Genomic DNA, 23,151 nt, shown 5'->3' with positions numbered 1-23,151 from the left:
AACGGCGTCATGCCACCCTCTCGAGGATCGACACGTAATTCGCGACCGCCGCGCCGCCCATGTTGAAGACGCCGGCCAGCGTGGCGCCGGGAACCTGCATCTCGCCCGCCTCGCCGGCCAGCTGCATCGCGGCCATGACATGCTGCGAGACGCCAGTGGCGCCGATGGGGTGTCCCCGCGCCTTCAGCCCGCCCGAGGGGTTCACCGGCAGGCGGCCGCCGCGGGCGGTCAGCCCCTCGGCGATGACGCGCCCGCCCTGCCCGCGCGGGGCAAGGCCCATCGCCTCGTATTCCAGCAGCTCTGCCATGGTGAAGCAGTCGTGGGTTTCCACCAGGGAAAGATCGTCCAGCCCGGCGCCGGCCTGCGTCAGCGCCTCGGCCCAGGCCCGCCGCGCGCCGGCGAAATCAAGAATGTCGCGACGCGAGATTGGCAGGAAGTCATTGGCCTGCCGCTGCGCGCGGAACTCGATGGCGCGGGGCGCCTCGATGTCGGGATGGGCGATGACCAGCGCCGCTGCGCCGTCCGACACCAGCGAGCAATCGGTGCGCCGCAACGGACCCGCCGCGATCGGATTGCGGTCACTGACGGTGTTGCAGAAATCGAAGCCCACATCCTTCTGCATGTGCGCCCAGGGATTTCGCGCGCCGTTCGCGTGGTTCTTGGCCGCGATCATGGCCAGTTCGCGCGACACGTCGCCGTACCGCTGGAAGTAGCTGTTGGCGATGCCGCCGAAGACCCCGGCGAAGCCGCCCGGCGTATCGCCTTCCTCGGCCCGGTAGCTGGCGCCCAGCAGGATGTCGCCGATCTCGGCGCCCGGGGTCGCGGTCATCTTCTCGGCGCCCACGACAAGGGCCACTCGGCCGCGCCCCGAGCCGATGAAATCCAGCGCCGCGGCAACCGCCGCCGAGCCTGTCGCGCAGGCATTTTCCAGCCGCACCGCCGGTACATGCGCCAGACCGTCCCGGCCAAGGGCCACCAGCGCGGCCTCGAAGCCCTGCCTTTGCAGGCCGCCATTGAAGCAGCCGACGAAGATGCCGTCCAGCTGCGCGGCCTCGATGCCGGCGTGATCCAGCGCGGCGCCTGTGACTTCGGCCATCAGCGCCTCGACATCGGGTGCCGCGGATTTGCCAAAGCGCGTATGCGCCCATCCGATGATGCGCCCATGGGGCGCGGCGGGCAGGTCTGTCATGTCTTCCTCCGCAACAGATCGGCAAGGTCCTTTTCGGCCCGGCTTGCCTCGGCGCGCAGCAGCGCGGCCAGTTCGCCCTGCCGGTCGGGCATCAGGCGCCTGTCGATGGCGGCCAGCGACAGCGCCCCCGCGATTCCGCCCAGCGGATGGCGGATCGCCACGCCGATGCCCCAGCTGCCCGGCACGATCAGGCCGGGGTTCAGGGCATGGCCGCGGGTGCGGGTCTCGGCCACGGCGTCGCGCAGCATGGCGGGGCTGTAGGCGGCATAGCGCGGCATCGTCAGCAGCGGCGCAAGCTGGTCCAGCAGCACCGCGATCTCGTCATCGGGCATCGCCGCAAGAATCGCCAGCGAGCCCGCGCCGATCCCCAGCGGATGTTCGTCGCCGGGCTGCAGGGCGTGGGTGCGCACCGGATGGCTGCCCTCCTCGCGCAGTAGGCAGACCGCGTGCAGCCCGCGCGGAACCGTCAGGAAGCAGGTGTCGCCCGTCTCGCGCGCCAGCCGGATCAGGGCCGGCTGGGCGATTCGCATCAGCCCGAACCGGGGCGCGGCCAGCATTCCGGTGACATAGGTCTCGGGTCCGGGGAAATAGCGGCGCGATGCCGGATCCTGATCCACCATCCCCTCGCGGATCAGCGCGACGAGGATCCGGCGCAGCGTCGGCTTGGCCAGCCCGGTCACGGCCGCAAGCTCGGCCAGCGACAGGCCGGAGCGGGCCGATCGCGCGATCTGCCGCCATATCGCGACCGCGCGCGCGACGCTTTGGGTTCCATGATCCGCAGGTAATTCCATCATATGGAATGACTGTCCCATACCTTGATGCGATTCTTATTGCATGGCTGCATGGCATCCGTAAATATCCGGAAATGACGGCGGCTAACGTGCCGCATCGTGGAATGGGAGGAGAAGCGATGTTCAACAAATTGGCCCTTGGCCTGACGACGGCGATTGCCCTGTGCCTGCCGGCCGCCGCCGAAACGCTGCGGCTGTCGCACAACACCGGCGACCAGACCACCTGGCAGAAGGGCGCGGACAAGTTCGCCGAACTGTTGGCGGCCGAGACCGGCGGCGCCTATGACGTGCGGGTGTTTCCGAACGCGCAGCTGTCGGGCGGTGACCAGATGAAGCAGGCCGAGATGACCGGCCGCGGTGCCATCGACCTGGTGCTGACCTCGGCCATCAACGTGACGCCGCTGGCCCCCGAGATGGCCGCGTTCTCGCTGCCCTATCTGTTTTCGGACTACGAGGCCGTGGACCGCGCCACGGGCGGCCCCGCCGGCGACCGGATGAAGGAGATCATGCAGGGCCACGGCATCCAGGTTCTGGCCTGGGGCGAGAACGGCTTCCGCGAGGTCACCAATTCCAAGCGCCCGATCACCTCGCCCGAGGACATGAAGGGGCTGAAGATGCGCGTCGCCGGCCCGATGTATATCGACGTGATGAACGATCTGGGCGCCAATCCGCAGCAGATGCAGTGGACCGAAACCTTCCCCGCGCTTCAGCAGGGCGTGGTGGACGGGCAGGAAAACCCGATCGGCGCGGTGATCATTCCGCAGCGCGTCTACGAGGTGCAGAAATACATCACGCCGTGGCATTACAGCTATGATCCGCTGTTCCTGGGCATCAGCAGCGCCAAGTGGGACAGCCTCGACGACGCCACCAAGGCCCAGTTCCAGAAGGCTGCGACCGAGGCGATGCAGTATCAGATCCAGATCAGCCGCGAGGCCACCGCCGAAGGGCTGGACTACCTGAAAGAGCAGGGCATGGAAGTGCACGAGCCCACCGCCGAGCAACTTGCCGCCTTCCGCGAGGCGACCAAGCCCAGCTTCCAGAAATGGTCGGACCAGATCGGCACCGACATCGTCGACCTGTTCACCACCGCGGCCAGCGCGCAATAGATGCGGCTGCTGAACGAGATCGAGAAGATCCTCTGCGCGGGGCTTCTGCTGGCGATGACCGCGCTTGGCTTCGCCAATGTCATGGTCCGCTACGGCTCGAACAGGTCGCTGGCGGCGACCGAGGAACTGCTGACCGGAGGCTTCGTGCTGGTCACCATCCTCGGCGCCGCGATCGCCGCCCGGCGTGGCCAGCACCTGGCGGTCGAGGTCTTCTCCGATCTGCTGCCGTCGGCGCTGCGGCGGGCGGTCCGCCTGCTTGCGGTCGTACTGTCGCTGCTGTTGCTGGGCGCGTCGGTATGGTTCTGCTGGACACTCGTGCAGAACCAGATCGGCACCGGCATGCGCAGCTATGCGCTCGGCCTGCCGCTGTGGTGGTATTCGGTCGCGCTGCCGCCGGCCTTCGCACTGGTCGCGCTGCGCTTCCTGCAGGCCAGCCTGAGCGGCCCCGATGCCTGAGATCGGCGCCGGCGGCCTGATGGTCGCGCTGTTCTTCCTGCTGCTGGTACTGCGCGTGCCGGTCGCCTTCGCGCTTGGCCTGTCGGCGCTTGCGGCGATGTGGCAGCTGGGCTTCGGGCTGGATCTGGTCGGCGACCTGCTGACCGCGGGGATCGGAAAATTCTCGCTGCTGGCGATTCCCTTCTTCATCCTCGCCGGCAACCTGATGGGCCGGCTGGGGATCGCGGACAGGATGATCCGCTTTTTCCGGGTTCTGGTCGGCGGCCTGCCGGGCGGCATGGGGCTTGTGGGCACCGTCGTCTGCCTGTTCTGGGGCGCGGTCAGCGGCTCGGGGCCGGCCTCGGTCGCGGCGATCGGTCCGATGATCGTGCGCTCGATGGAGGAGGACGGCTATTCGCGCGCCTTCGCCGCCGGGCTGGTCAGCACCGGGGCGGCCATGTCGATCGTGATCCCGCCATCGATCGGGCTGGTGATCTATGGCGTGCTGGCCGAGACCTCGATTGCCGACCTGTTCATCGCGGCGATCCTGCCGGGCATCCTCTGCGGCGTGCTGATGCTGGCGGCGCTGCCCTTCGGGCGGGCCAGGGACGCGGGCGCGACCCGCGCCCTCAGCCCCGACCCCTATCCGGGTCTTCGCTACCGACAGGCCCTGCGCCGCAGCTTTGTCGACAGCTTCTGGGGGTTGATGACCCCGGTGGTGATCCTGGGCGGCATCTATTCGGGCGTGTTCACGCCCACCGAGGCGGCCATCGTCGCGTCGGTCTATGCGCTGCTGGTGGGCGGGCTGGCCTATCGCACGCTGACGCTGCGCGGGCTGTACGACTGCCTTGCCGACAGCGCCGCGGGCTCGTCGGTGGTGATGCTGGTGGTGGCCTATGCCGGGCTGTTCGGCTGGGTGGTGACGGTTGACGATCTGATCGGGCAGTATTCGGGCGCACTGCTGGGACTGTCGCAAAACCAGTGGGTGATCCTCGCGGTCATCATGCTGATCCTGTTGATCGCCGGCATGTTCATGGATGCTGTGACGATCATGTTCATCTGCCTGCCGATCTTCCTGCCGGTGATGCGGCAACTGGGCTGGAACCCGGTCTGGTTCGGGGTGCTGGTGATGGTCAACCTCGCGATCGGGCTGTTCACCCCGCCGGTCGGCATCAACCTCTATGTCGCCGCGAACATCACCCGCCTGCCGCTGGAACGGGTGGCCCGCGGCGTGCTGCCCTTCCTGGTGACCAGCCTTGTCGGGCTGACCCTGATCGCGGCGTTTCCCGGCCTGACGCGGCTGATGCTGCCCTAGAGCGCGCGCATCGCGCCGGCCGCGATCTCGAAGCTGCGCAACCGCGCGGCGTGGTCGTGAATCTGGCCGGTCAGGATCACCTCGTCGGGCGCCAGCCGGGCGATCAGCGCGGCAAGCTGGTCACGCACCTCGCCGGGGTTGCCGACGGCACTGATCCGCAGCGCCTCGTCCACATGCCGCCGCATCCCGGCCGGGATCTCGGCGCCGAGATCGCGCACCGGGCGCGGCAGCTTGCCGGGCTGTCCCTGCCGCAGCCGCGCGAAGGCCAGCTGCATGGTGCTGCGCAGGTAATGCGCCTCGGCCGCGTCGTCGGCGGCAAAGACGTTGACCGCGACCATCACATGCGGCTGCCGTGACCAGGCAGAGGGGCGAAAGCGCGTCCGGTAGATCTCGATCGCCTGCTCCAGGTCGCCGGGCGCGAAATGGCTTGCAAAGGCGTAGGGCAGGCCCAGATGCGCGGCCAGCTGCGCGCCAAAAAGGCTGCTGCCCAGGATCCAGACGGGAACGTTCGTTCCCTCGCCCGGCAGCGCCCTCACGGCCGCGCCCTCGCGCGGCGGCCCCAGATATTCCAGAAGTTCGACCACATCGCGTGGAAAGCTGTCGGCCATGGGATCGCGGCGCAGCGCCCGGATCACCGCGCCATCCCCACCCGGCGCACGGCCAAGGCCAAGGTCGATCCGGTCGGGAAAGACGGTGGCCAGCGTGCCGAAGGCCTCGGCGACGGTCAGCGGCGCATGATTGGGCAGCATGATGCCGCCCGCGCCCACGCGCATCCGTCGGGTCGCCTGCGCGACCAGCCCGATCAGCACCGCCGTGGCAGAGCTGGCGATGCCGGGCATGTTGTGATGCTCGGCCAGCCAATAGCGGTTATAGCCCCAGCCCTCGGCATGCCGCGCCAGGTCCAGCGTGTTGCGGATGGCGTCGGCCGCCTCGTGGCCCTCGGGGACAGGCGCAAGGTCGAGAAGGGAATAGGGAATGCTCATGCAGCTGAATTAGGCGCTTCGCCGCCGATTGCAATGCAGAAATTGCAGATCATGCAGCGCGCGACGGGATGCCGCCTGCCGCGTCGCGCGGCAGGCAACGGGTCAGCCCATCTTGCGCAGATAGGTCCAGGTCGGCACCCGCGCACCGCGCGCGACAGACCAGCTTTCGGCGTCGCCGAGATAGACGAAGCCGCAATTCGTCAACACCCTGGCCGAACCGGGATTGTCCTGGAACGCCTCGGCGAACAGGGTCCGCGCGCCGTGCGGATTGGCCGCCACCAGCGCCTCGACCGCCTCGGTCGCGAAGCCGGTGTTCCAGAAGCCGGCGCCGATCCAGAAACCCAGCTCGGACTGATCGCCCTCCATCCGGGTCAGCGACACCACGCCCAGCAGTTCGGCCAGGCGGTGGGCGGTGCCGTCGATCGCCCAGACATCCTCGACCCGCTGCGGCGACAGTGCCCGCAGCACGAAATCCTCGGCCGCACCCGGCGGCAGCGGATGGGGGATGGCCCGCGTGCCCTCGGCAACGCGGCGGTCCTGCGTGTAATGGGCGATCATGCCGGCATCCGAGGGGCGCAGCGGCCGCAGCACGAACCGCTCGGTCGTGATCACGGGCTGGTTCAGGACGGACGCCGCAATCTTCAGATCGTCCAACCGCGTTCCCTCCCGCATGGGCGCAGACATCACCATCATCCCTCCCCGGACAAAGACTTTTCAGACAAAAGACAACAAACGAACCGGGGGACCGGCTTTCGCCGACCCCCCTAACACCGGAATGTTAATTTTGGGTTACTCGGCGGCCTCGAGGCTCGCGGGGACCACGGAAATGAAGGTGCGGCCCTTCAGGCCCTTGCGGAAGCTGACATGGCCGTCAGTCAGCGCGAACAGGGTGTGGTCCTTGCCCATGCCGACATTGACGCCCGGCCACCACTTGGTGCCGCGCTGACGCACGATGATGTTGCCGGCGATGGCTTCCTGCCCGCCGAACAGCTTGACGCCGAGACGGCGGCCGGCCGAGTCGCGACCGTTGCGGGACGAACCGCCTGCTTTCTTGTGTGCCATGGTTCGATCTCCTTACGCTTCGGCTTCGGCTTTGCTGCGGGCGCCGACGGCGGCCTTGACGCCGGATTTCCCGGCACCCGATTCCAGAACACCGGTGACGCGCAGCAGGGTCAGCTGCTGGCGGTGACCCCGGGTCCGCTGCGAGCTGTGCTTGCGGCGGCGCTTCACATAGGTCACGACCTTGTCGGCCTTGATCTGGTCGATCACCTCGGCCTGCACGCAGGCCCCGTCCACCAGCGGCGCACCCAGGGTCGAGCCGACCATCAGGATGTCATTGAACTGGACCTTGTCGCCGGCGGCGGCATTCAGCTTTTCCACGCGCAGCACATCGCCTGCCTGCACCTTGTATTGCTTGCCGCCCGTCTTCAGAACCGCGAACATCGCATCGTTTCCTTCGTGTTCCGCGCCCTGCGGCCCCGGCGATGCCGGTGTTTCGGGACAATCCCGCCTTCGGGCTGCGCATCCCGGTCACCGGGACGTCATTGAAAAATAACATGCCGGCCAAGGGCGTCTGCCCGGCCGGTCGCGTGCATATGGCGGATTCGCCCCGCCAAGTCAAGAACCCGCCAAGTCAAGAACCCGCCGGGTCAGAGCGCCGGCACAGGGCCGTTCGCCAGGCCCCGGGACGAATTGCGCAGGACGCACTGGAACCCGCCGCCCGCATGAGGCATTGCCTGTCGGTCGGACCTGTCCGGCCAGAATCCGGCCCGCCTGCGGGTCATGCATCCAAGGACTGCCAGAATGCAACGTTTCTCGTGCCCGGCCTGCGGACAACGCGTCTATTTCGACAATCTGTTCTGTGCCTGCGGACAACCGCTGACCTACGAGCCCGAGGCGCGGCAGATGTGGAACGATGCCGCCCCCTGCGCCAATCGCGACAGCATCCAGTGCAACTGGGCAGCGATCCCGGGCGAGACGCTGTGCCGGTCCTGCGCCATGTCGGACGTGGTTCCGGCGCTGAATGTTGGCGACAATCAGGCCCTTCTGGCGCGGGCCGAGCGCGCCAAGCGGTGGGTGACGGCCAACCTGTCGAACTGGCAGTGGTTCACCGACGCCGATCAGGGCCAGCGGCCGCGATTCCAGATGCTGTCCGAGGATACCGGCGGGCGCACCGAGCAGATCACCATGGGCCATGACGATGGCGAGATCATCATCAACGTGACCGAGGCGGACGAACTGATCCGCGTCCAGCGCCAGCACCAGCTGGGCGAACAGTACCGCTCGATGGTCGGGCATTTCCGGCACGAGCTGGCGCATTTCCTGTTCGACCGGCTGTCGAAGGCCGATGGCTTCACCGACGCCTTCCGCGCGCTGTTCGGCGATGAGCGGGCCGATTACGGCGCGGCGCTGCAGGAACATTACGCCAATCCCAAGGAACCGGGCGGGGACTACATCACCGCCTACGCGACCGCGCATCCGCATGAGGACTGGGCCGAAACCGTCGCCCACCTGCTGCACATGGTCGATTTTACCGACAGCTTCGTGAATGCCGGGCTGTCGATGCCCGTCCTACCGCCCGATTACCGGCCCTATGAGGACGGAGACGCCGAACATCTGCTGACCATCGCGGCCGACGTCGCCATCGCGATCAACGACATCAACCGCGCGCTGGACAACAGCGACCTCTATCCCTTCGTGCTGACCCCGCAAATACGCGAGAAGATCGGCTTCGCGCATGGCTGGCTGCGCGATCACGCGACGCGGGGTGCCTGAGCGCGGCTGCGGGCATCAGCCGGCCGCCTTTTCCTCCAGCGTCAGCCATTCCTGTTCCGCATCGGCCAGCGCCGCCTGGCGCTCGGACAGTGCAAGGCTGGCCTTTTCGAACCTGGCGGGGGCGGTCGCGTAAAGCTGCGGGTCGGACAGGAACTCGGTCAGCTTGGCGATCTCGGCCTCGAGGCGCTCGATTGTGGCGGGCAACTGGTCCAGCCGATGCCGCTCGGTAAAGCTGAGGCCGGCCCGCGCGGGCTTGTCACGCGGGGCCTGGGCAGGGGCCGCGGCGGCCGGCGCCGCGGTCGCGGCCGCCGGCACCTCGTCCGCGCCGCGCTGTGCGCGGTAGTCGGACCAGCCGCCGGCATAGACCACCGCGCGGCCATCGCCCTCCATCGCGACGGTGGTATCGGCCACCCGGTCGATGAAGTCGCGATCATGGCTGACCAGCAGCACGGTGCCGTCGTAGTCGCCCAGGATGTCCTGCAGCAGGTCCAGCGTCTCGACATCCAGATCGTTGGTCGGCTCGTCCAGCACCAGCAGGTTCGAGGGCCGGGCCATCAGCCGGGCCAGCAGCAACCGCGCCTTCTCGCCACCCGACAGGCTGCGCACCGGCGCCCGCGCCTGCGCCTCGTCGAACAGGAACTCCTTGAGATAGCCGACCACATGCTTTGGCTGGCCGCGCACCATGACCTGATCGGCCCGTCCCGACACCCGCATCTCGGGATCGCCAGTCAGCGAATCCCACAGCGACTGGTCGGGGTCCAGAGCCGCGCGCGCCTGGTCGAAGACGGCGATATCCAGATTGGTGCCCAGGACGATGCTGCCTTGGTCCGGCGCGATCTCGCCGGTCAGCATGCGGATCAGCGTGGTCTTGCCGGCGCCGTTGGGACCGACGAAGGCGATGCGGTCGCCGCGGCCGACGCGCAGATCGAAAGGCTTCAGGATCACGCGCGACCCGAAGGTCTTGGCGATGCCGCGCGCCTCGATGACCCGCTTGCCCGATTGCTGGCCCGAGTCGAAGGCAAGCGCCGCCGCGCCCTGCCGCCGGATCTGCGACGCGCGTTCGGCCCGCAGCGCGGCCAGCGCCCGCACCCGGCCCTGATTGCGCTTGCGCCGCGCGCTGATGCCCTCGACCGCCCATCGCGCCTCGGCCCTGATCTTGCGGTCCAGCTTGTGTCGGGCATCGTCCTCGGCCGCCCAGACGGCCTCGCGCCATTCCTCGAATCCCTCGAAGCCCCGCTCCTGCCGGCGCAGCTCGCCGCGGTCGATCCACAGCGTCGCACGGGTCAGCCGCCGCAGGAAAGCGCGGTCATGGCTGATGATGACATAGGCGGCGCGGGTCTGGTTCAGCTGCTCTTCCAGCCAGCCGATCGCCTCGATGTCCAGATGGTTCGTCGGCTCGTCCAGCAGCATCAGTTCGGGCGCCTGCGCCAGCAGCCGGGCCAGCGCCGCCCGCCGCCTTTCGCCTCCCGAGGCGGTCGCCACCGGGCGGTCGGGGTCGAATTTCAGCCCCTCGGCCGCCATCTCGACGCGGTATCCCTCGGCCTCGGCCAGGCCGGCGCGGGCAAAATCGCCCAGCGTGGCATGGCCCGACAGGTCGGGGTCCTGCTCCATGTAGCCGACATGGGCCCCCGCCGTCGCCACGACCTCGCCCCGATCGGGTTCGACCAGCCCGGCCATCACCTTCATCAGGGTCGACTTGCCCGATCCGTTGCGCCCCACCAACGCGACCCGGTCCCCCTGCTGGATGGTCAGCGACAGGTCCCGGAACACCGGGTCTCCGCCGAAGGTCAAGGAGATGTCGGTCAGTTGAAGAAGGGGTGCGCGTGCCATGCCCGCGCCCTATCGCGCGGCGCGTCGGCGGTCAATCGCGCCGATGTCCGATTTTTTTTCTCTGGTATTGACCCGCAGCAAAGCACCTGCCAGAAGATGCGGAAAATTCTGACCAAAGGAGTCAACGATGCGTTCCCTGATCCTCGCCTCGCTTCTGGGCGCCACCGCCCTGCCGGTCCTGGCGCAAGAGGTGAACATCTATTCGCACCGCCAGCCCGAGCTGCTGAAGCCGCTGACCGACGCCTTCACCGCCGAGACCGGGATCGCCGTCAACACCGCCTATGTCGACAAGGGCATGACAGAACGCCTGCAGGCCGAGGGCGACCGCTCGCCCGCGGACCTGGTCATGACGGTCGATGTCGCGCGCCTGGGCGAACTCAAGGATGCCGGGGTGACGCAGGCGGTCGAGGACGAGGCGCTGGCCGCCCTGCCTGCCAATCTGCGCGACGCCGACAACCAGTGGTTCGGCCTGACGACCCGCGCGCGGATCGTCTATGCCCACAAGGAGCGCGTGGCCGATGGCGAGGTCACGACCTACGAGGACCTGGCCGATCCCAAGTGGAAGGGCCGCATCTGCACCCGGACCTTCACCAACGACTACAATGTGGCGCTGACTGCGGCCTTCCTGGCCCATCACGGCGCCGAAGCGACCACCGCCTGGCTGGAAGGCATCAAGGCCAACCTCGCCCGCAAGCCCGAGGGCGGCGACCGCGATCAGGTCAAGGCGATCTGGGCCGGCGAATGCGACATCAGCCTTGGCAACACCTACTACATGGGCCAGATGGTCAACGACCCCGAACAGGCCGAATGGGCGAATTCGGTCCGCATCGTCTTCCCGACCTTCGAGAATGGCGGCACGCATGTGAACGTGTCGGGCATGGCGATGACCAAGGCGGCGCCGAACCGCGATGCCGCGCTGAAGCTGATGGAGTTCCTGGTCAGCGACGAGGCGCAGCGCATCTATGCCGAGACCAACCACGAATTCCCGGTCGTCGAGGGCGTGGCGCGGTCCGAACTGGTGCAGGGCTGGGGCGATTTCACCCCCGACGATCTGGCGCTCACCGAGATCTCGAAGCTGCGCCCCGAGGCGCTGACGCTGATCGAGAAGGTGAATTTCGACGGCTGATCCGGGGCGCGGCCCCTTCGGCCCCTCCCGGAAAAGGCGCAGGCTTCGGGCTTGCGCCTTTCGCATGGGCGCAACAGAAAGAAGAGAGCGAGGCGAGGGGGCAGGACATGGCGCAGAAGATCATCATCGACACCGATCCCGGCCAGGATGACGCGGTGGCGATCCTGCTGGCGCTGGCCAGCCCCGAACTGGAGGTTCTGGGGATCACCGCCGTGGCCGGGAATGTGCCGCTGGCGCTGACCGAACGGAATGCGCGCAAGATCCTGGAACTGGCCGGGCGGCGCGACATTCCGGTCCACGCGGGCTGTGCGGCGCCGCTGTCGCGTCCGCTGGTGACCGCCGAACATGTGCATGGCAGGACGGGACTGGACGGCATCGAACTGCCCGAGCCCAGCTTGCCGCTGCAGACCGAACACGCCGTCGACTTCCTGATCCGCACCCTGCATTGCCAGCCCGCGGGCAGCGTCACCCTTGTCCCCATCGGCCCGCTGACCAACATCGCCGAGGCGCTGCGGCGCGATCCGTCCATCGCGGCGCGCATCGGCCGGATCGTGCTGATGGGCGGCGCCTATTTCGAGGTCGGCAACATCACCCCGGCGGCCGAGTTCAACATCTTCGTCGATCCCGAGGCGGCGCAGGTCGTCTTTGCCGCGGGTGTGCCGCTGGTGGTGCTGCCGCTGGACGCCACGCATCAGGCGCTGACCTCGCGGGACTGGGTCGCCCGGATGCGCGCCCTGCCCGGCCGCTGCGGACCGGCCGTGGCCAGCTGGACCGATTTCTTCGAGCGCTTTGATCGCGAGAAATACGGCAGCCTCGGCGCCCCGCTGCACGATCCCTGCACGATCGCCTGGCTGCTGCGCCCCGATCTGTTCGAGGGCCGGCAGATCAATGTCGAGATCGAGACCCGCGGCGAATTCACCACCGGCATGACGGTCGCGGACTGGTGGCGGGTCAGCGACCGGCCGGCCAATGCGCTGTTCATCCGCAGCCTCGACCGCGGCGGCCTGTTTGACCTTCTGGGCAGCCGGCTGGCGCGGCTGCCCTGAGCCCTAGTCGCCTGCCGGCAACGCGGTTGCAGCCCCTGGTGCAGGTTTCTGGCGTCCGGCGCCGTCGCCGAGGCTGGCGTCCAGCCGGCGGATCAGGTCGGAGGTGATGTCGATGGCGTCCAGCGAGATGAAGACCGTGCGCCGATCCAGCACCGCGACCGCGCCCCGATCCTGCATCACCTCGCCCATGATCGGCAGCGCCGCCTGATAGAAGGCCGCCCGGTCCGCATCGGCGGCGGCGTTCAGATCCTGCACCGCCTGCGCGCGCTCGCGACGGACGGCGGTGGCGCGGCTGTCAAAGGCCTCGGCCCGCCGGCGGAATTCGGCCGGGTCCAGTGCAGTGCGCTGCCGGGTCAGTTCGGCCTCTTCCTCGGAGAGCTGCGCGGCCTGCCGCTCGTTCTCGTCTGCGATGCGGGCGCCCTGCTCCTCAAGTTCGCGCAGCGCCCGTCGGCCCCAGGCCGATTCCGCATAAAGCCGTTCCTGGTCGATGGTCAGCACCGCCGCCGTCGGGTCCGATGGGTCGGCACCGTTGGTCGGGATCGTCCGGCTTGGAATCGTCGCATCCGGCGGCGTCGGCCCGGTCGGATCGTCAAGCTCGACGGGTGGCTGCGGCTGTTGCGCCGCCGCCGGTGTCGCCAGCCCGAGGGCCAGCACCAGCCACAGCAGCCGGCCCGCCCCGCGTACCATCAGAACCGCGTCGAGATCGTCAGGTCGAAATTCTGGTCCTCGTCATAATCCTCCTTGCGGATCGCCTTCGAGAAGTTGAACCGCAGCGGGCCGATCGGCGTGGTCCAGAACAGCGAGGCGCCGACCGTGGCGCGCACATACATGTCGTCATCGACCGGTGTGCCGCCCGTCCCGGTGGTGTTGTCCAGCCCCCAGACCGAGCCGACATCGGCGAAGAGGCCGCCCGAGATGCCGTATTCCTCGGGCAGGCCCAGCGGAAACTGCGCCTCGGCGCGTGCCGCCCAGAAGTAATTGCCGCCCAGCCCGTCATCGTTCTCGGCCGCCAGATCGCGCGGGCCGATGCCGTTGGGCTCGAAGCCGCGGATCTTGTTGCCGCCGCGGAAGCGGTCGAGGATCCAGGTCGAATAATCGCCATAGGCATAGATGGCGCCGGCCTCGACCTCGGCGCGCAGCGTGACCTCTTCACGCCAGGCATTGCTTTCGAACCCGGCCAGCGCGGTTGTGGTGACGCTTTTCACGTCGCCCCCAAGGCCTGCGAAATCCTGCGAGAAGCGCAGCTTGTAGCTGGTCAGCGGGTCCAGCCCGGTCAGCCGCGTGTCCCAGTTGTAGCTGTAGCCAAGCGCCGAGGAGATCCGTTCGCCCTGCTCGTCCTGCAGGATCTGCGAACTGGTCTCGTCGACATTCAGAAGCCGGTACTGGGCCAGCTGATAGCGCAGTTCCAGCCGGCCATTGGCCGAGATCGGAAACTCGATCGAGGGACGCACCGAGATGGTGCGCGTGTCATAGTCCGAATTCAGGTTCTCGGTCTCGTTATAGGCCGCGTTGAAGCCGAAGCGCAGGTCGCGGCCGAGGAAATAGGGCTCAACGAAATTGACGATCCCCGCCCGGTCGCCCTCGGCGGTCGAGATGGTCAGCCCCAGCGTCTGCCCCCGGCCGAGAAAGTTCGTCTCGTTCAGCGACGCGTTCAGACCGACCCCGGAATTCACGCCGTAGGACGCGCCGAAGGACAGCGAGCCGGTCGGCTGCTCCTCGACGTTCACATCGACGATCACCTGCTCGGCGCTGCTGCCCTGCCGGCTTTCGACCTGGGCATCCGCAAAGAAGCCAAGCGCACGGATGCGTTCTGCGGCATTGCGGATCTCGCGCGGGTTGAAGGGATCGCCCTCGACGGTGCGGAACTGGCGCCGGATCACCTGGTCCAGCGTGGTCGTGTTGCCCTCGATGTCGATGCGCTCGACAAAAATGCGCGGGCCGCGCGTCAGCGCGAAGGTCAGGTCAAGGGTCTGGGTCGCCGGATTGCGGGTAACGCGCGGTTCGATGTTGACGAAATTCAGGCCCTGCTGGATGGCGACCGTCTCCATCCGGCGGATGGTGTTGTCGATGGCGGCAGGGTTGTAGACATCGCCGCGATCCACGCGGTTCTGCGCCGCGAAGGCCGCGGCGTCCACACCCGCGATCTCGGACACGGTATCGACACGCGCAAAGCGATAGCGCGGGCCTTCCTGGATGTTGAAGGTGATGTAGAAGGCATCGCGTTCGCGCGCGAGTTCCGGGGCCACCGCCTGCACGCGGAAATCGGCATAGCCGCGCGAGCGGTAGAAATCGGTCAGCAGCTGTTCGTCCAGCGGGATCCGCTCGGCCGCGAAGGTGTCGGAGCGGATGAAGGTGCGCAGGATGCCCGCCTGCTTGGTTTCCAGAACCTGCCGCAGGCGCCGGTCGGAAAAGGCACGGTTGCCGGTAAAGCCGATGCGCTCGATCTCGGTGACGTTGCCTTCGCGGATCTCGAAGACCAGATCGACGCGGTTGTCGCTGCGCCGGATGATGCGCGGATCGACGCGGGCGGCCAGCCGGCCCTGCGCCGAATAAGCTTCGGCGATGGCCGAGGCGTCGGCGATGGCCTGGCTGGGCTGATAGACGCGCCGCGACTGGCTGCGCACGACGCCGGCCAGATCCTCGTCCTTGATGCGCCGATTGCCCTCGAAGCTGATCTGGTTGATGGTCGGGTATTCCTGCACCCGGATCACCAGCACCCCGCCCTGCGGCACGATCTCGACCGTCTCGAACAGGCCCGATCCCTGGAGCCGCTGCAACGCGTCGTTCACCTCGCCGGGCGAGACGTTCTGGCCGCGCGCGATGTTGGCGTAGGAGAGGATCGTCGCAGGCTCGATCCGCTGCGCCCCCTCGATCCGCACGTCGTTGAAGACCAGGGCCAGGGCCGCGCCGGGCGCCAGCAAAAGCCCCGCCGGCACCGAGATCGTCAGCGCCGCCACCAGCGCGACCGCGCCCCTGCCCAGTTTCCGTGTCATCGCTGCCCCTCTTTCCAAGCCCGTATCGACGCGCATTGGGCGCGTTCTTTTGGGTCAAGCTTGTGCCCCAAAGCGGCCTGCCTGTCAAAAGCGCATCGCGCCTCAGGGGCAGAAAAGATCGTTGGTGAGCCCGAAAATCATCAGCGACAGCACGGCCGCCATGCCGATGGCGGTCAGCAGGTTCAGCACGCGGTCGGGGGGCGGACGGCCGGTCACCGCCTCCCAGGCGTAGAACATCAGGTGCCCGCCATCCAGCACCGGGATCGGCAGCAGGTTCAGGAACCCGATCGCCGCCGACAGCACCGCGATCCACCACAGGAAGCTGGCGCCGCCCGCGCTGGCCGCCTGCCCGGTGCTTTCGGCGATGCTGATGGCGCCGCCCAGATTGCAGGTGCCGATCTGCCCGGTAATCATCGCCCAAAGCCCCGACAGCGACGAGGCGATGATGTCCCATGTCTGCGCCACGCCGAGCCGAAGCGATTCCAGCAGGCCCGCAGGGCGGGTGGCGGGCGCGAAGAAGCTTTCGCCCCCGGTCACGCCGATCAGCCAGCGCCGCTCGTATCCGCCATCGGCCGCCGGCAGGTCCTGCTGTTTCGGCACCAGCGTGTATTCGGCCTCGCCGCCGTCGGGCCGCCAGACCTGCAACAGCAAGGGCTGGCCCTCGGCGGCCTCGACCTTCTCGCGCATCTGGGTAAAGCGGGTGATCGGATGGCCGTCGATCTGCAGCACCACATCGCCCGCGCGCAGCCCAGCATCGGCCGCCGCGCCGCGCGGCGCGACGCCGCTGATCCGGGGCGGCATCGGGTCCGGGCCGCGCACCGTGATCGGCTCGCCGTCGCGCAGCACGCGCCACTCCTGCTGCGGCGCGACCGGCAGATCGGCAACGCCGCGCGCGAGATCGGCCCATGACTCGACCGGCTGGCCGCCCACCGCCAGCACCGTATCGCCGGGGCGCAGGTCGTTCACGATGCCCGGCGGGGCGGGCGCGATCTCGCCGATCCGGGCCCGTTCGGTCGGCAGGCCCTGGATCAGCGCGAAGCCGCCGAAGATCAGGATCGACAGGATGAAGTTGAAGACCGGTCCCGCCAGCAGCGTGGCAAAGCGCGCCCATAGCGGCGCCCCGGCCAGCGTCTGCCGGCGCAGCGCGGCATCGACCTGCCGCCCGGTTCCGGCACTGGCGGCGTTCGAGTCGCCCAGAAACCGCACATAGCCGCCAAGCGGAATCGCCGCGACCTGCCACAACGTGCCGCGCCGGTCGCGCCGGGCGACAAGTTGCGGCCCGAACCCGACCGAGAAGACCTCGGCACGGATGCCCGACAGCCGGCCGATGATGTAGTGGCCATATTCATGCACCGTGACGATGACTGCCAGCGCGACGACGAAGGCCGCCAGCGTGTACAGCGTGCCGCCGAATTGCGGGATCAGATCGGTCATGCGGCGGCCTCTTGTCGTGCGGCGCGGTCCCAGTCGAGGACGCTGTCCAGATCGGCAGGCGGCGCGCCGAAGCCCGCCCTGCCGGCCATCGCGGCCAGCACCGCCTCGACCCGGGGCGCCATCTGCGTGAACCGGATGCGTCCGGCGATGAAATCGTCCAGCGCCTGTTCCTTGGCGGCGTTGAAGACGGCCCCTGCCATGCCGCCGGCCGCCATCACCTCGCGCGCCAGGCGCAGCGCCGGCCAGCGCCGCTCGTCTGGCTCGCGAAAGGTGAGGCTGCCGACCCGCGCAAGATCCAGCGCCGGGACCGGCAGCGGCGCCCGGTCAGGCCAGTTCAGCGCATAACCGATCGCATGGCGCATGTCGGGCGCTCCCAGGTGGGCGATGCTGCCGCCATCGACATGGCTGACCATGGCGTGGACGATCGACTCGGGATGCACCAACACCCTGATCTGGTCGGGGCGGAGGCCGAAGAACTCCTTCGCTTCAATCACCTCCATGGCCTTGTTGAACATCGAGGCGCTGTCGATGGTGATGCGCTGGCCCATCGCCCAGTTGGGATGGGTCGAGGCCTCGGCCACCGTCGCCGCGGCCAGCCGTTCCACGGGCCAGTCGCGGAACGCCCCACCCGATGCGGTGATCGTCACATCCTTGACGCTGTCGAGGTCTTCGCCGGCAAGCGCCTGGAATATCGCGGAATGTTCGGAATCGACGGGCAGGATGCGGGCGCCGCCCCGCGCTGCGGCCGCGTGGATCAGCGGGCCGGCGCAGACCAGCGATTCCTTGTTGGCCAGCGCCAGCACCCCGCCCTGCGCCAGCGCCTGCAGGCCGGGCCGCAGCCCCGCCGCGCCGACGATTGCCGACAGCACCCAGTCGGCGGGGCGCGAGGCGGCCTCGGCCAGCGCCGCCGGTCCGGCGGCCGCCTCGGTGTCGCTGCCCCGCAGCGCCTCGCGCAGATCGCCCAGCAGGTCGGGATGCGCGGTGACCGCGATGCCGGCCCGCAATTCCCGCGCGACCTGTGCCAGCCGACGGATGTTGCGCCCCCCGGTCAGCGCCACGACCTCGTAGGCGTCGGCACCGCCGGCGCGGCGGATCAGGTCGATGCCGCTGCCGCCGACCGAGCCGGTCGCGCCGAAGATCGAGATGCGCCGCATCGCTCAGGTCACCACGGGCAGATTGGTCAGCAATCCGATCAGCATGGTCGCCAGCACGGCGCCCGTCACTGCGTCAAATCGATCCATGAAGCCGCCATGGCCGGGGATCAGGTTCGAACTGTCCTTCACGCCCGCCCGCCGCTTCAGCCAGCTTTCGGCGATGTCGCCCATCTGTCCCGCAAGACAGACCAGCGGCGAGACCCAGATCAGCGTGGCGTCGCCATGCCCCGAAAGCCACAGCAGCGCCCCGAAGATTGCCGCCGACAGCCAGCCCGCGACCGTGCCCGACCAGGTCTTCTTGGGACTCAGCGCCGGCCAGAATTTCGGCCCGCCAAGGATCCGCCCGAAGAAATAGCCCGTGGTATCGGACAGGATCACGATGCCCATCAGCCAAAGCACGAAGCCCAGGCCGAATTCCTCGCGGAAGCCGACCAGCCCATAGGCGACCAGCAGGATCGCCATGCCGAAGATCGCATAGGTCAGCCGGTCGCGCCGCGCGGCGCCGGGCACGCCGGCGATGATCGGCAGCACCAGCAGCGCCCAGGCCAAGGGATGAAACGCGGTCAGCGCGACGAATTGCGACATGCCCGCGATGGCGGCCAGCGCAACGGGCCGCCAGCGACCGAAGGGCGTCAGATGCATCTCCGGGTGGCGCCAGCCGGTCATCGCGGCCAGTTCCCAGAAGGTGATCGCCGAGATCGCCGCCATCCCCAGCCGCAGCCACACGCCCGAGGCGAAGGCCAGCAATACGCCGATGCCCAGCAGCACCGCGGTCGAGGCAAGCCTGCGCGACAGATCGGCCCATTTGCCGGCCGGCGCTGCCGGCGGCCGCGGTTCCGAGGGCGCCGGCCCCGTCATACGCCCCCGAAGCGGCGCTCGCGCAGGCCAAAGCGATCGAGGATCGCGGCCATGTGGTCGGGCGTGAAGTCGGGCCACAGCGTCGGCGTGAACTCGTATTCCGAATAGGCCGCCTGCCAGGGCAGGAAGTTCGAAGTCCGCGTCTCGCCCGAGGTGCGGATCACGAGGTCGGGGTCGGGGTGGCCTGCGGTGTCGAGACAGGCCGCAAGGTCGTCCTCGCCCACCGCGCCGACCTCGCCCCTCGCGACTTTCTGGGCCAGCCGCCCCGCCGCGCGGGCCAACTCGTCCCGGCCGCCGTAATTGATGGCGACGGTCAGGTTCAGAAGGCTGTTGCCCGCCGTGCGCGCCTCGATCGATGACATCAGCTGCTGAAGTTTCGCGTCCAGACGGTCGCGTCCGCCGATGAAGCGCAGCCGCACCCCCTCGGCCGAAAGGCTTTCGGCTTCGCGTTCGATATAGCGGCGGAAGATCCGCATCAGCCCGAGGACCTCCTCGGTCGAGCGTTTCCAGTTCTCGGTCGAGAAGGCATAGACGGTCAACCAGTTCACGCCCAGATCGGGGCAGGCCTGGACGATCTGCTTGACGCGCTCGGCGCCGCGGCGATGGCCGACAAGGCGCGGCCAGCCTCGCTCGGTCGCCCAGCGACCGTTGCCATCCATGATGATTGCGACATGGCGGGGCCGCTGATCGGCGCCCCCCGATGAAAGGGCCTGTGCGGTTTCGGCGGCCATGTTGCCCTCAGACCTGCATGATCTCGGCCTGCTTGGCCTCTAGCGCCTGATCGACGGCCGCGATCATCTTGTCGGTCAGTTCCTGCACCGAGCCTTCCCAGAACTTCTGGTCATCCTCGGGCATGCCGTTGGCCTTGCCCTTCTTGACCTGATCCATGCCGTCGCGGCGCACGTTGCGGATCGCGACGCGCGCGCTTTCGGCATATTGCGCGGCAACCTTGGTCAGTTCCTTGCGGCGTTCCTCGTTCAGTTCCGGGATCGGCAGCATGATGATGGTGCCGTTCAGTTGCGGGTTGATGCCAAGGCCGCTTTCGCGGATCGCCTTCTCGACCTTGCCGACCATCCCCTTGTCCCAGACATTGATGGTGACCATCCGCGGCTCGGGGACGTTGACCGTGCCCAGCTGGTTGATCGGGGTCATCTGGCCATAGGCCTCGACCTGAACCGGCTCGACCATCGAGGCCGAGGCGCGGCCGGTGCGCAACGAGCCGAATTCATGCCGCAGACTCTCCATCGCGCCCTTCATGCGGCGCTCCAGATCGTCGATGTCGATGTCGATGTCCTCTGCCATTCGGGACTGCCTCTGAATAGAATTTTGACCGCTTGTAACCGCATTGCCGGGTCTTGGCAAAGCCTTTGCCCGCAACGCCGGCAGGAGTGTGCCGGGCTGGTTAACCCCGGCGGCGGGTGCCGATGCCGGACGTTCCCGGCACGCCCCCAGGGACCAACCGGCCATGCGCGCGGGCCGCCCGAGCATCGCCGAGCGACTGGCCGACCCCGCCGATCAGCCGCGGCGCGTGATGTCGGTCGGGGCGGCGTCGCCGGCGGGCGCCGAGGTCTCGGCCAGCCGCCGCTCGATCGCCTCGAGGCGGGCAAGCACCTCGTCGCGATAGGCCTCGGTCGCCTCGTTCTCCTCAAGCTGGTGGGCCTCCTGCATCGAGTTCACGATCAGGCCCACCACAAGGTTCATCACCGCGAAGGTGGTCACCAGGATGAAGGGGACAAAGAACAGCCAGGCGTTCGGGAACACCTCCATCACCGGGCGCACGATGCCCATCGACCAGCTTTCCAGCGTCATGATCTGGAACAGCGAATAGGCCGATTCCCCAAGCGTGCCGAACCAGTCGGGGAAATGCGCCGCAAACAGCTTGGTGGCGATCACCGCGAAGATGTAGAAGATGATGCCCATCAGCAGGAACACGCTGGCCATGCCGGGCAGCGCGGCCAGAAACCCCTCGACAACCCGCCGCAGCCGCGGCGTGACCGACACGATGCGCAGCAGCCGCAGGATCCGCAGCGCCCGCAGCACCGACAGCCCCTGCGTCGCCGGCACCAGCGCAATGCCCACCACCAGAAGGTCGAAGATGTTCCAGCCGTCGCGGAAGAAGCCGAGGCGCCGGGCGTAAAGTTTGGCCGTCAGTTCGATCACGAAGATGGCGAGGCACAGCCGGTCCAGCGCAAGGATCAGCCCGCCCGCCCGCGCCATCACGCTGGCCGAGGTTTCCAGCCCCAGGATCAGCGCGTTGAACAGGATCACCGCCGTGATCACCATGCCAGCCGTGCGGCCATGCACGGCACGATCGACCTGCTCGCGTAGGCTCACCGGCGCCGGCCCCGCCTACACATGCACGCGGGTATAGGTGCCCTCGCCCGCCAGGATGGCGCGAAAGCCGCCCGGCTCGTCCAGCGAGAAGACGATGATCGGCAGGCGGTTGTCGCGGGCCAGCGCGATCGCCGAGGCGTCCATCACCCCCAGATGCTTCTGCAGCACCTCGTCATAGCTGACATTGTCGTAGCGCCGGGCATCCTCGTGCTTCTTGGGGTCCTTGTCATAGACACCGTCGACCTTGGTGCCCTTGAAGATCGCCTCGCAGTTCATCTCGTTGGCGCGCAGGGTCGCGGCGGTATCCGTGGTGAAATAGGGGTTTCCGGTGCCGGCCGCGAAGATCACGATGCGGCCCTTTTCAAGATGGCGGATGGCGCGGCGGCGGATATAGGGCTCGCAGACCTCGTCCATGCGGATCGCGCTGATGACCCGGCAATGCAGGCCCTTGGCCTCCAGCGCCGATTGCATCGCCAGCGCGTTCATCACCGTGGCCAGCATGCCCATGTAGTCGGCGGTCGTGCGCTCCATCCCCTGAGCGCTGCCCTGCAGGCCCCGGAAGATGTTGCCGCCGCCGATCACCATGCTGACCTCGACGCCCATCTTGGCGACCGATTCGACCTCGTCGGCGATGCGCGCGACGGTGGGCGGGTGCAGCCCGTATCCCTGATCGCCCATCAGCGCCTCGCCAGAGATCTTCAGCATCACCCGCCGGTATTGGCTGGGCGCCGAGCCTGTCATCGCGGTCATGTCCTGTCCTTCCTGGGGGCGGTCGGTCGCTTTCATCGCGGCGCAAAATGTCGCAAAAGGCGGGCAGGTTCAACTGCCCGGAACGACGCATGGCTGCCCCTGATCTCGCATGGATCGACCCAGCGCGCCACCTGCTGATTGCCGGGCCCACGGCCAGCGGCAAGTCGGCCCTCGCGCTGGCGGTGGCACGGGCGCAGGGCGGGCTGATCGTGAACGCCGACGCGCTGCAGGTCTGGTCGTGCTGGCGGGTGCTGACCGCGCGCCCCTCGGCCGCAGACGAGGCGGCGGCGCAGCACGCGCTTTATGGCCATGTCACGCCGGATCGCGGCTATTCGGCGGGCGACTGGCTGCGCGAGGTCGAGGCCCTGCGCGACCGCCGGCTGATCGTCGTGGGCGGCACCGGGCTTTACCTGACCGCGCTGACGCGGGGGCTGGCCTTTGTGCCGCCGATCCCGGCCGCGGTCCGCCTCGAGGGGGATGCGCTGCTGACCCGCCCCGACGGCCTCGCCCGGATGGTGGCGGGGCTTGATCCGCTGACGCGCGAGCGGATCGACCTGCGCAATCCCGCCCGCGTGCAGCGCGCATGGGAGGTGCTGCGCGCCAGCGGCCGCGGTCTTGCCGACTGGCAGGCCGACACCCCGCCGCCGCTGATCGCGCCAGAGGACGCGCAGCGCGTGGTGATCGAGGCCGACCGTGACCGTCTGGCGGCGCGGATCGCCGCCCGCTTTGGCGCCATGCTGGATCAGGGCGCGCTGGACGAGGTGGCCGCGATGCTGCCGTCATGGGATCCCGCGCGGCAATGGGCGCAAGCGATCGGGGCGCCGGAGCTGGTGGCGCATTTGCGCGGCGAGATCGACCGTGCCACCGCCATCGAGCGTGCCGTGATTGCCACCCGCCAATACGCCAAGTCGCAGCGAAGCTGGTTCCGCGGCCGGATGCGCGACTGGCAGCCCGTTGGAATGGTCTGAATCTTACACACGTTTAGATTGATTTATGTTACCGAAATTGCAACCCTGACATTGAGGCCGCGAC

At 68.2% G+C, this 23,151-nt stretch carries 22 protein-coding genes and 1 pseudogene; 7 read left to right on the top strand and 16 right to left on the bottom strand.

The features are described 5' to 3' along the window. Window positions 1-7 precede the first annotated feature (7 nt). Both Q5Y72_RS11955 and Q5Y72_RS11950 read right to left on the bottom strand, forming a co-directional pair. Window positions 8-1,189, bottom strand: coding sequence for an acetyl-CoA acetyltransferase (locus tag Q5Y72_RS11955; RefSeq protein WP_305963654.1), 1,182 nt, complete (start codon window positions 1,187-1,189; stop codon window positions 8-10). Continuing rightward, window positions 1,186-1,980 (bottom strand): IclR family transcriptional regulator, encoded by a 795-nt coding sequence (locus Q5Y72_RS11950; protein ID WP_305963653.1) that lies wholly within the window; start codon window positions 1,978-1,980, stop codon window positions 1,186-1,188. The genes Q5Y72_RS11955 and Q5Y72_RS11950 overlap by 4 nt, the downstream gene beginning before the upstream one ends. A 119-nt stretch (window positions 1,981-2,099) precedes the next feature. Between Q5Y72_RS11950 and Q5Y72_RS11945 the strand changes: the two genes are divergently transcribed. From Q5Y72_RS11945 to Q5Y72_RS11935, 3 genes are read left to right on the top strand one after another with little or no spacing between them, the layout of a single operon-like run. Continuing rightward, window positions 2,100-3,086 carry a DctP family TRAP transporter solute-binding subunit gene (locus Q5Y72_RS11945; RefSeq protein ID WP_305963652.1) on the top strand — a complete coding sequence of 329 codons (987 nt, stop codon included), beginning with the start codon at window positions 2,100-2,102 and terminating at the stop codon, window positions 3,084-3,086. Then, entirely contained in the window at window positions 3,087-3,542 is a 456-nt protein-coding gene (locus Q5Y72_RS11940) for a TRAP transporter small permease (RefSeq protein WP_305963651.1), read from the top strand. After that, on the top strand, window positions 3,535-4,836 hold the full coding sequence (locus Q5Y72_RS11935; protein WP_305963650.1) for a TRAP transporter large permease: 1,302 nt from the start codon (window positions 3,535-3,537) through the stop codon (window positions 4,834-4,836). Before Q5Y72_RS11940 ends, Q5Y72_RS11935 begins: the two co-directional genes overlap by 8 nt. Here Q5Y72_RS11935 and Q5Y72_RS11930 read toward each other — a convergent pair. From Q5Y72_RS11930 to rplU, 4 genes and pseudogenes are all read right to left on the bottom strand, one after another. Further along, window positions 4,833-5,819 carry an LLM class flavin-dependent oxidoreductase gene (locus tag Q5Y72_RS11930; protein ID WP_305963649.1) on the bottom strand — a complete coding sequence of 329 codons (987 nt, stop codon included), beginning with the start codon at window positions 5,817-5,819 and terminating at the stop codon, window positions 4,833-4,835. The two genes, Q5Y72_RS11935 and Q5Y72_RS11930, sit on opposite strands and share 4 nt — an antisense overlap. A 102-nt stretch (window positions 5,820-5,921) precedes the next feature. After that, the gene (locus Q5Y72_RS11925) at window positions 5,922-6,491 is read right to left on the bottom strand and encodes a GNAT family N-acetyltransferase (protein ID WP_305963648.1); all 570 of its coding nucleotides are present in this window, start codon (window positions 6,489-6,491) and stop codon (window positions 5,922-5,924) included. Between the two features lie 117 nt (window positions 6,492-6,608). Then, entirely contained in the window at window positions 6,609-6,881 is a 273-nt protein-coding gene (rpmA, locus tag Q5Y72_RS11920) for a 50S ribosomal protein L27 (RefSeq protein WP_305963647.1), read from the bottom strand. 15 nt (window positions 6,882-6,896) lie between these two features. Further along, window positions 6,897-7,262, bottom strand: a pseudogene (rplU, locus tag Q5Y72_RS11915) (50S ribosomal protein L21); the annotation flags it as partial. Between the two features lie 360 nt (window positions 7,263-7,622). Between rplU and Q5Y72_RS11910 the strand changes: the two are divergent. Further along, complete coding sequence (locus tag Q5Y72_RS11910; RefSeq protein WP_305963645.1) at window positions 7,623-8,594, top strand: zinc-binding metallopeptidase family protein; 972 nt, start codon at window positions 7,623-7,625, stop codon at window positions 8,592-8,594. Window positions 8,595-8,609: 15 nt separating this feature from the next. Here Q5Y72_RS11910 and Q5Y72_RS11905 read toward each other — a convergent pair whose 3' ends face one another. Continuing rightward, window positions 8,610-10,424 (bottom strand): ABC-F family ATP-binding cassette domain-containing protein, encoded by a 1,815-nt coding sequence (locus tag Q5Y72_RS11905; RefSeq protein WP_305963644.1) that lies wholly within the window; start codon window positions 10,422-10,424, stop codon window positions 8,610-8,612. Window positions 10,425-10,551: 127 nt separating this feature from the next. Here Q5Y72_RS11905 and Q5Y72_RS11900 point away from each other — a divergent pair, with 127 nt between their 5' ends. Next, the gene (locus tag Q5Y72_RS11900) at window positions 10,552-11,550 is read left to right on the top strand and encodes a Fe(3+) ABC transporter substrate-binding protein (protein ID WP_305963643.1); all 999 of its coding nucleotides are present in this window, start codon (window positions 10,552-10,554) and stop codon (window positions 11,548-11,550) included. A 107-nt stretch (window positions 11,551-11,657) separates the two neighbouring features. Further along, window positions 11,658-12,596 carry a nucleoside hydrolase gene (locus Q5Y72_RS11895; RefSeq protein WP_305963642.1) on the top strand — a complete coding sequence of 313 codons (939 nt, stop codon included), beginning with the start codon at window positions 11,658-11,660 and terminating at the stop codon, window positions 12,594-12,596. A 3-nt stretch (window positions 12,597-12,599) separates the two neighbouring features. Here Q5Y72_RS11895 and Q5Y72_RS11890 read toward each other — a convergent pair whose 3' ends face one another. The 9 genes from Q5Y72_RS11890 to pyrH form a co-directional block, all read right to left on the bottom strand. Further along, the gene (locus Q5Y72_RS11890; RefSeq protein WP_305963641.1) at window positions 12,600-13,283 is read right to left on the bottom strand and encodes an OmpH/Skp family outer membrane protein; all 684 of its coding nucleotides are present in this window, start codon (window positions 13,281-13,283) and stop codon (window positions 12,600-12,602) included. After that, a complete protein-coding gene (bamA, locus tag Q5Y72_RS11885) occupies window positions 13,283-15,589 on the bottom strand; it encodes an outer membrane protein assembly factor BamA (RefSeq protein WP_305963640.1) in 2,307 nt (768 codons plus the stop codon). The genes Q5Y72_RS11890 and bamA overlap by 1 nt, the downstream gene beginning before the upstream one ends. 102 nt (window positions 15,590-15,691) lie before the next feature. Next, window positions 15,692-17,023 (bottom strand): RIP metalloprotease RseP, encoded by a 1,332-nt coding sequence (rseP, locus tag Q5Y72_RS11880; protein WP_305963639.1) that lies wholly within the window; start codon window positions 17,021-17,023, stop codon window positions 15,692-15,694. Then, window positions 17,020-18,177: a 1-deoxy-D-xylulose-5-phosphate reductoisomerase gene (dxr, locus tag Q5Y72_RS11875; RefSeq protein WP_305963638.1), complete on the bottom strand. Its 1,158-nt coding sequence runs from the start codon at window positions 18,175-18,177 to the stop codon at window positions 17,020-17,022. Before dxr ends, rseP begins: the two co-directional genes overlap by 4 nt. 3 nt (window positions 18,178-18,180) lie before the next feature. Next, window positions 18,181-19,035 (bottom strand): phosphatidate cytidylyltransferase, encoded by an 855-nt coding sequence (locus tag Q5Y72_RS11870; protein ID WP_305963637.1) that lies wholly within the window; start codon window positions 19,033-19,035, stop codon window positions 18,181-18,183. Next, entirely contained in the window at window positions 19,032-19,766 is a 735-nt protein-coding gene (uppS, locus tag Q5Y72_RS11865) for a polyprenyl diphosphate synthase (protein ID WP_305963636.1), read from the bottom strand. Before uppS ends, Q5Y72_RS11870 begins: the two co-directional genes overlap by 4 nt. Before the next feature lie 7 nt (window positions 19,767-19,773). Beyond that, on the bottom strand, window positions 19,774-20,337 hold the full coding sequence (gene frr / locus Q5Y72_RS11860; protein ID WP_305963635.1) for a ribosome recycling factor: 564 nt from the start codon (window positions 20,335-20,337) through the stop codon (window positions 19,774-19,776). Between the two features lie 213 nt (window positions 20,338-20,550). Beyond that, a complete protein-coding gene (locus Q5Y72_RS11855; RefSeq protein ID WP_305963751.1) occupies window positions 20,551-21,318 on the bottom strand; it encodes an ion transporter in 768 nt (255 codons plus the stop codon). Window positions 21,319-21,384: 66 nt separating this feature from the next. Continuing rightward, window positions 21,385-22,110: a UMP kinase gene (gene pyrH, locus Q5Y72_RS11850; RefSeq protein ID WP_305963750.1), complete on the bottom strand. Its 726-nt coding sequence runs from the start codon at window positions 22,108-22,110 to the stop codon at window positions 21,385-21,387. A 98-nt stretch (window positions 22,111-22,208) separates the two neighbouring features. On the opposite strand from pyrH, the gene miaA reads away from it, so the two are divergent. Beyond that, window positions 22,209-23,087, top strand: a complete 879-nt coding sequence (miaA, locus tag Q5Y72_RS11845) for a tRNA (adenosine(37)-N6)-dimethylallyltransferase MiaA (RefSeq protein ID WP_305963634.1) — start codon at window positions 22,209-22,211, stop codon at window positions 23,085-23,087. Window positions 23,088-23,151 lie beyond the last annotated feature (64 nt).

Origin of the sequence: Paracoccus spongiarum, assembly GCF_030732095.1 — a bacterium.
Classification (GTDB): Bacteria; Pseudomonadota; Alphaproteobacteria; order Rhodobacterales; family Rhodobacteraceae; genus Paracoccus; species Paracoccus spongiarum.
Note: the sequence above shows the minus strand (reverse complement) of the source record. Positions and strands in the feature narration are given on the sequence as shown.

What these genes read in the sequence shown, in the direction of transcription:
- Q5Y72_RS11955 (WP_305963654.1), bottom strand. Translation starts at nt 1,189, where the DNA reads ATGACAGACCTGCCCGCCGCGCCCCATGGGCGCATCATCGGATGGGCG.
- Q5Y72_RS11950 (WP_305963653.1), bottom strand. Translation starts at nt 1,980, where the DNA reads ATGGAATTACCTGCGGATCATGGAACCCAAAGCGTCGCGCGCGCGGTC.
- Q5Y72_RS11945 (WP_305963652.1), top strand. Translation starts at nt 2,100, where the DNA reads ATGTTCAACAAATTGGCCCTTGGCCTGACGACGGCGATTGCCCTGTGC.
- Q5Y72_RS11940 (WP_305963651.1), top strand. Translation starts at nt 3,087, where the DNA reads ATGCGGCTGCTGAACGAGATCGAGAAGATCCTCTGCGCGGGGCTTCTG.
- Q5Y72_RS11935 (WP_305963650.1), top strand. Translation starts at nt 3,535, where the DNA reads ATGCCTGAGATCGGCGCCGGCGGCCTGATGGTCGCGCTGTTCTTCCTG.
- Q5Y72_RS11930 (WP_305963649.1), bottom strand. Translation starts at nt 5,819, where the DNA reads ATGAGCATTCCCTATTCCCTTCTCGACCTTGCGCCTGTCCCCGAGGGC.
- Q5Y72_RS11925 (WP_305963648.1), bottom strand. Translation starts at nt 6,491, where the DNA reads ATGCGGGAGGGAACGCGGTTGGACGATCTGAAGATTGCGGCGTCCGTC.
- rpmA (WP_305963647.1), bottom strand. Translation starts at nt 6,881, where the DNA reads ATGGCACACAAGAAAGCAGGCGGTTCGTCCCGCAACGGTCGCGACTCG.
- Q5Y72_RS11910 (WP_305963645.1), top strand. Translation starts at nt 7,623, where the DNA reads ATGCAACGTTTCTCGTGCCCGGCCTGCGGACAACGCGTCTATTTCGAC.
- Q5Y72_RS11905 (WP_305963644.1), bottom strand. Translation starts at nt 10,424, where the DNA reads ATGGCACGCGCACCCCTTCTTCAACTGACCGACATCTCCTTGACCTTC.
- Q5Y72_RS11900 (WP_305963643.1), top strand. Translation starts at nt 10,552, where the DNA reads ATGCGTTCCCTGATCCTCGCCTCGCTTCTGGGCGCCACCGCCCTGCCG.
- Q5Y72_RS11895 (WP_305963642.1), top strand. Translation starts at nt 11,658, where the DNA reads ATGGCGCAGAAGATCATCATCGACACCGATCCCGGCCAGGATGACGCG.
- Q5Y72_RS11890 (WP_305963641.1), bottom strand. Translation starts at nt 13,283, where the DNA reads ATGGTACGCGGGGCGGGCCGGCTGCTGTGGCTGGTGCTGGCCCTCGGG.
- bamA (WP_305963640.1), bottom strand. Translation starts at nt 15,589, where the DNA reads ATGACACGGAAACTGGGCAGGGGCGCGGTCGCGCTGGTGGCGGCGCTG.
- rseP (WP_305963639.1), bottom strand. Translation starts at nt 17,023, where the DNA reads ATGACCGATCTGATCCCGCAATTCGGCGGCACGCTGTACACGCTGGCG.
- dxr (WP_305963638.1), bottom strand. Translation starts at nt 18,177, where the DNA reads ATGCGGCGCATCTCGATCTTCGGCGCGACCGGCTCGGTCGGCGGCAGC.
- Q5Y72_RS11870 (WP_305963637.1), bottom strand. Translation starts at nt 19,035, where the DNA reads ATGACGGGGCCGGCGCCCTCGGAACCGCGGCCGCCGGCAGCGCCGGCC.
- uppS (WP_305963636.1), bottom strand. Translation starts at nt 19,766, where the DNA reads ATGGCCGCCGAAACCGCACAGGCCCTTTCATCGGGGGGCGCCGATCAG.
- frr (WP_305963635.1), bottom strand. Translation starts at nt 20,337, where the DNA reads ATGGCAGAGGACATCGACATCGACATCGACGATCTGGAGCGCCGCATG.
- Q5Y72_RS11855 (WP_305963751.1), bottom strand. Translation starts at nt 21,318, where the DNA reads ATGGTGATCACGGCGGTGATCCTGTTCAACGCGCTGATCCTGGGGCTG.
- pyrH (WP_305963750.1), bottom strand. Translation starts at nt 22,110, where the DNA reads ATGACAGGCTCGGCGCCCAGCCAATACCGGCGGGTGATGCTGAAGATC.
- miaA (WP_305963634.1), top strand. Translation starts at nt 22,209, where the DNA reads ATGGCTGCCCCTGATCTCGCATGGATCGACCCAGCGCGCCACCTGCTG.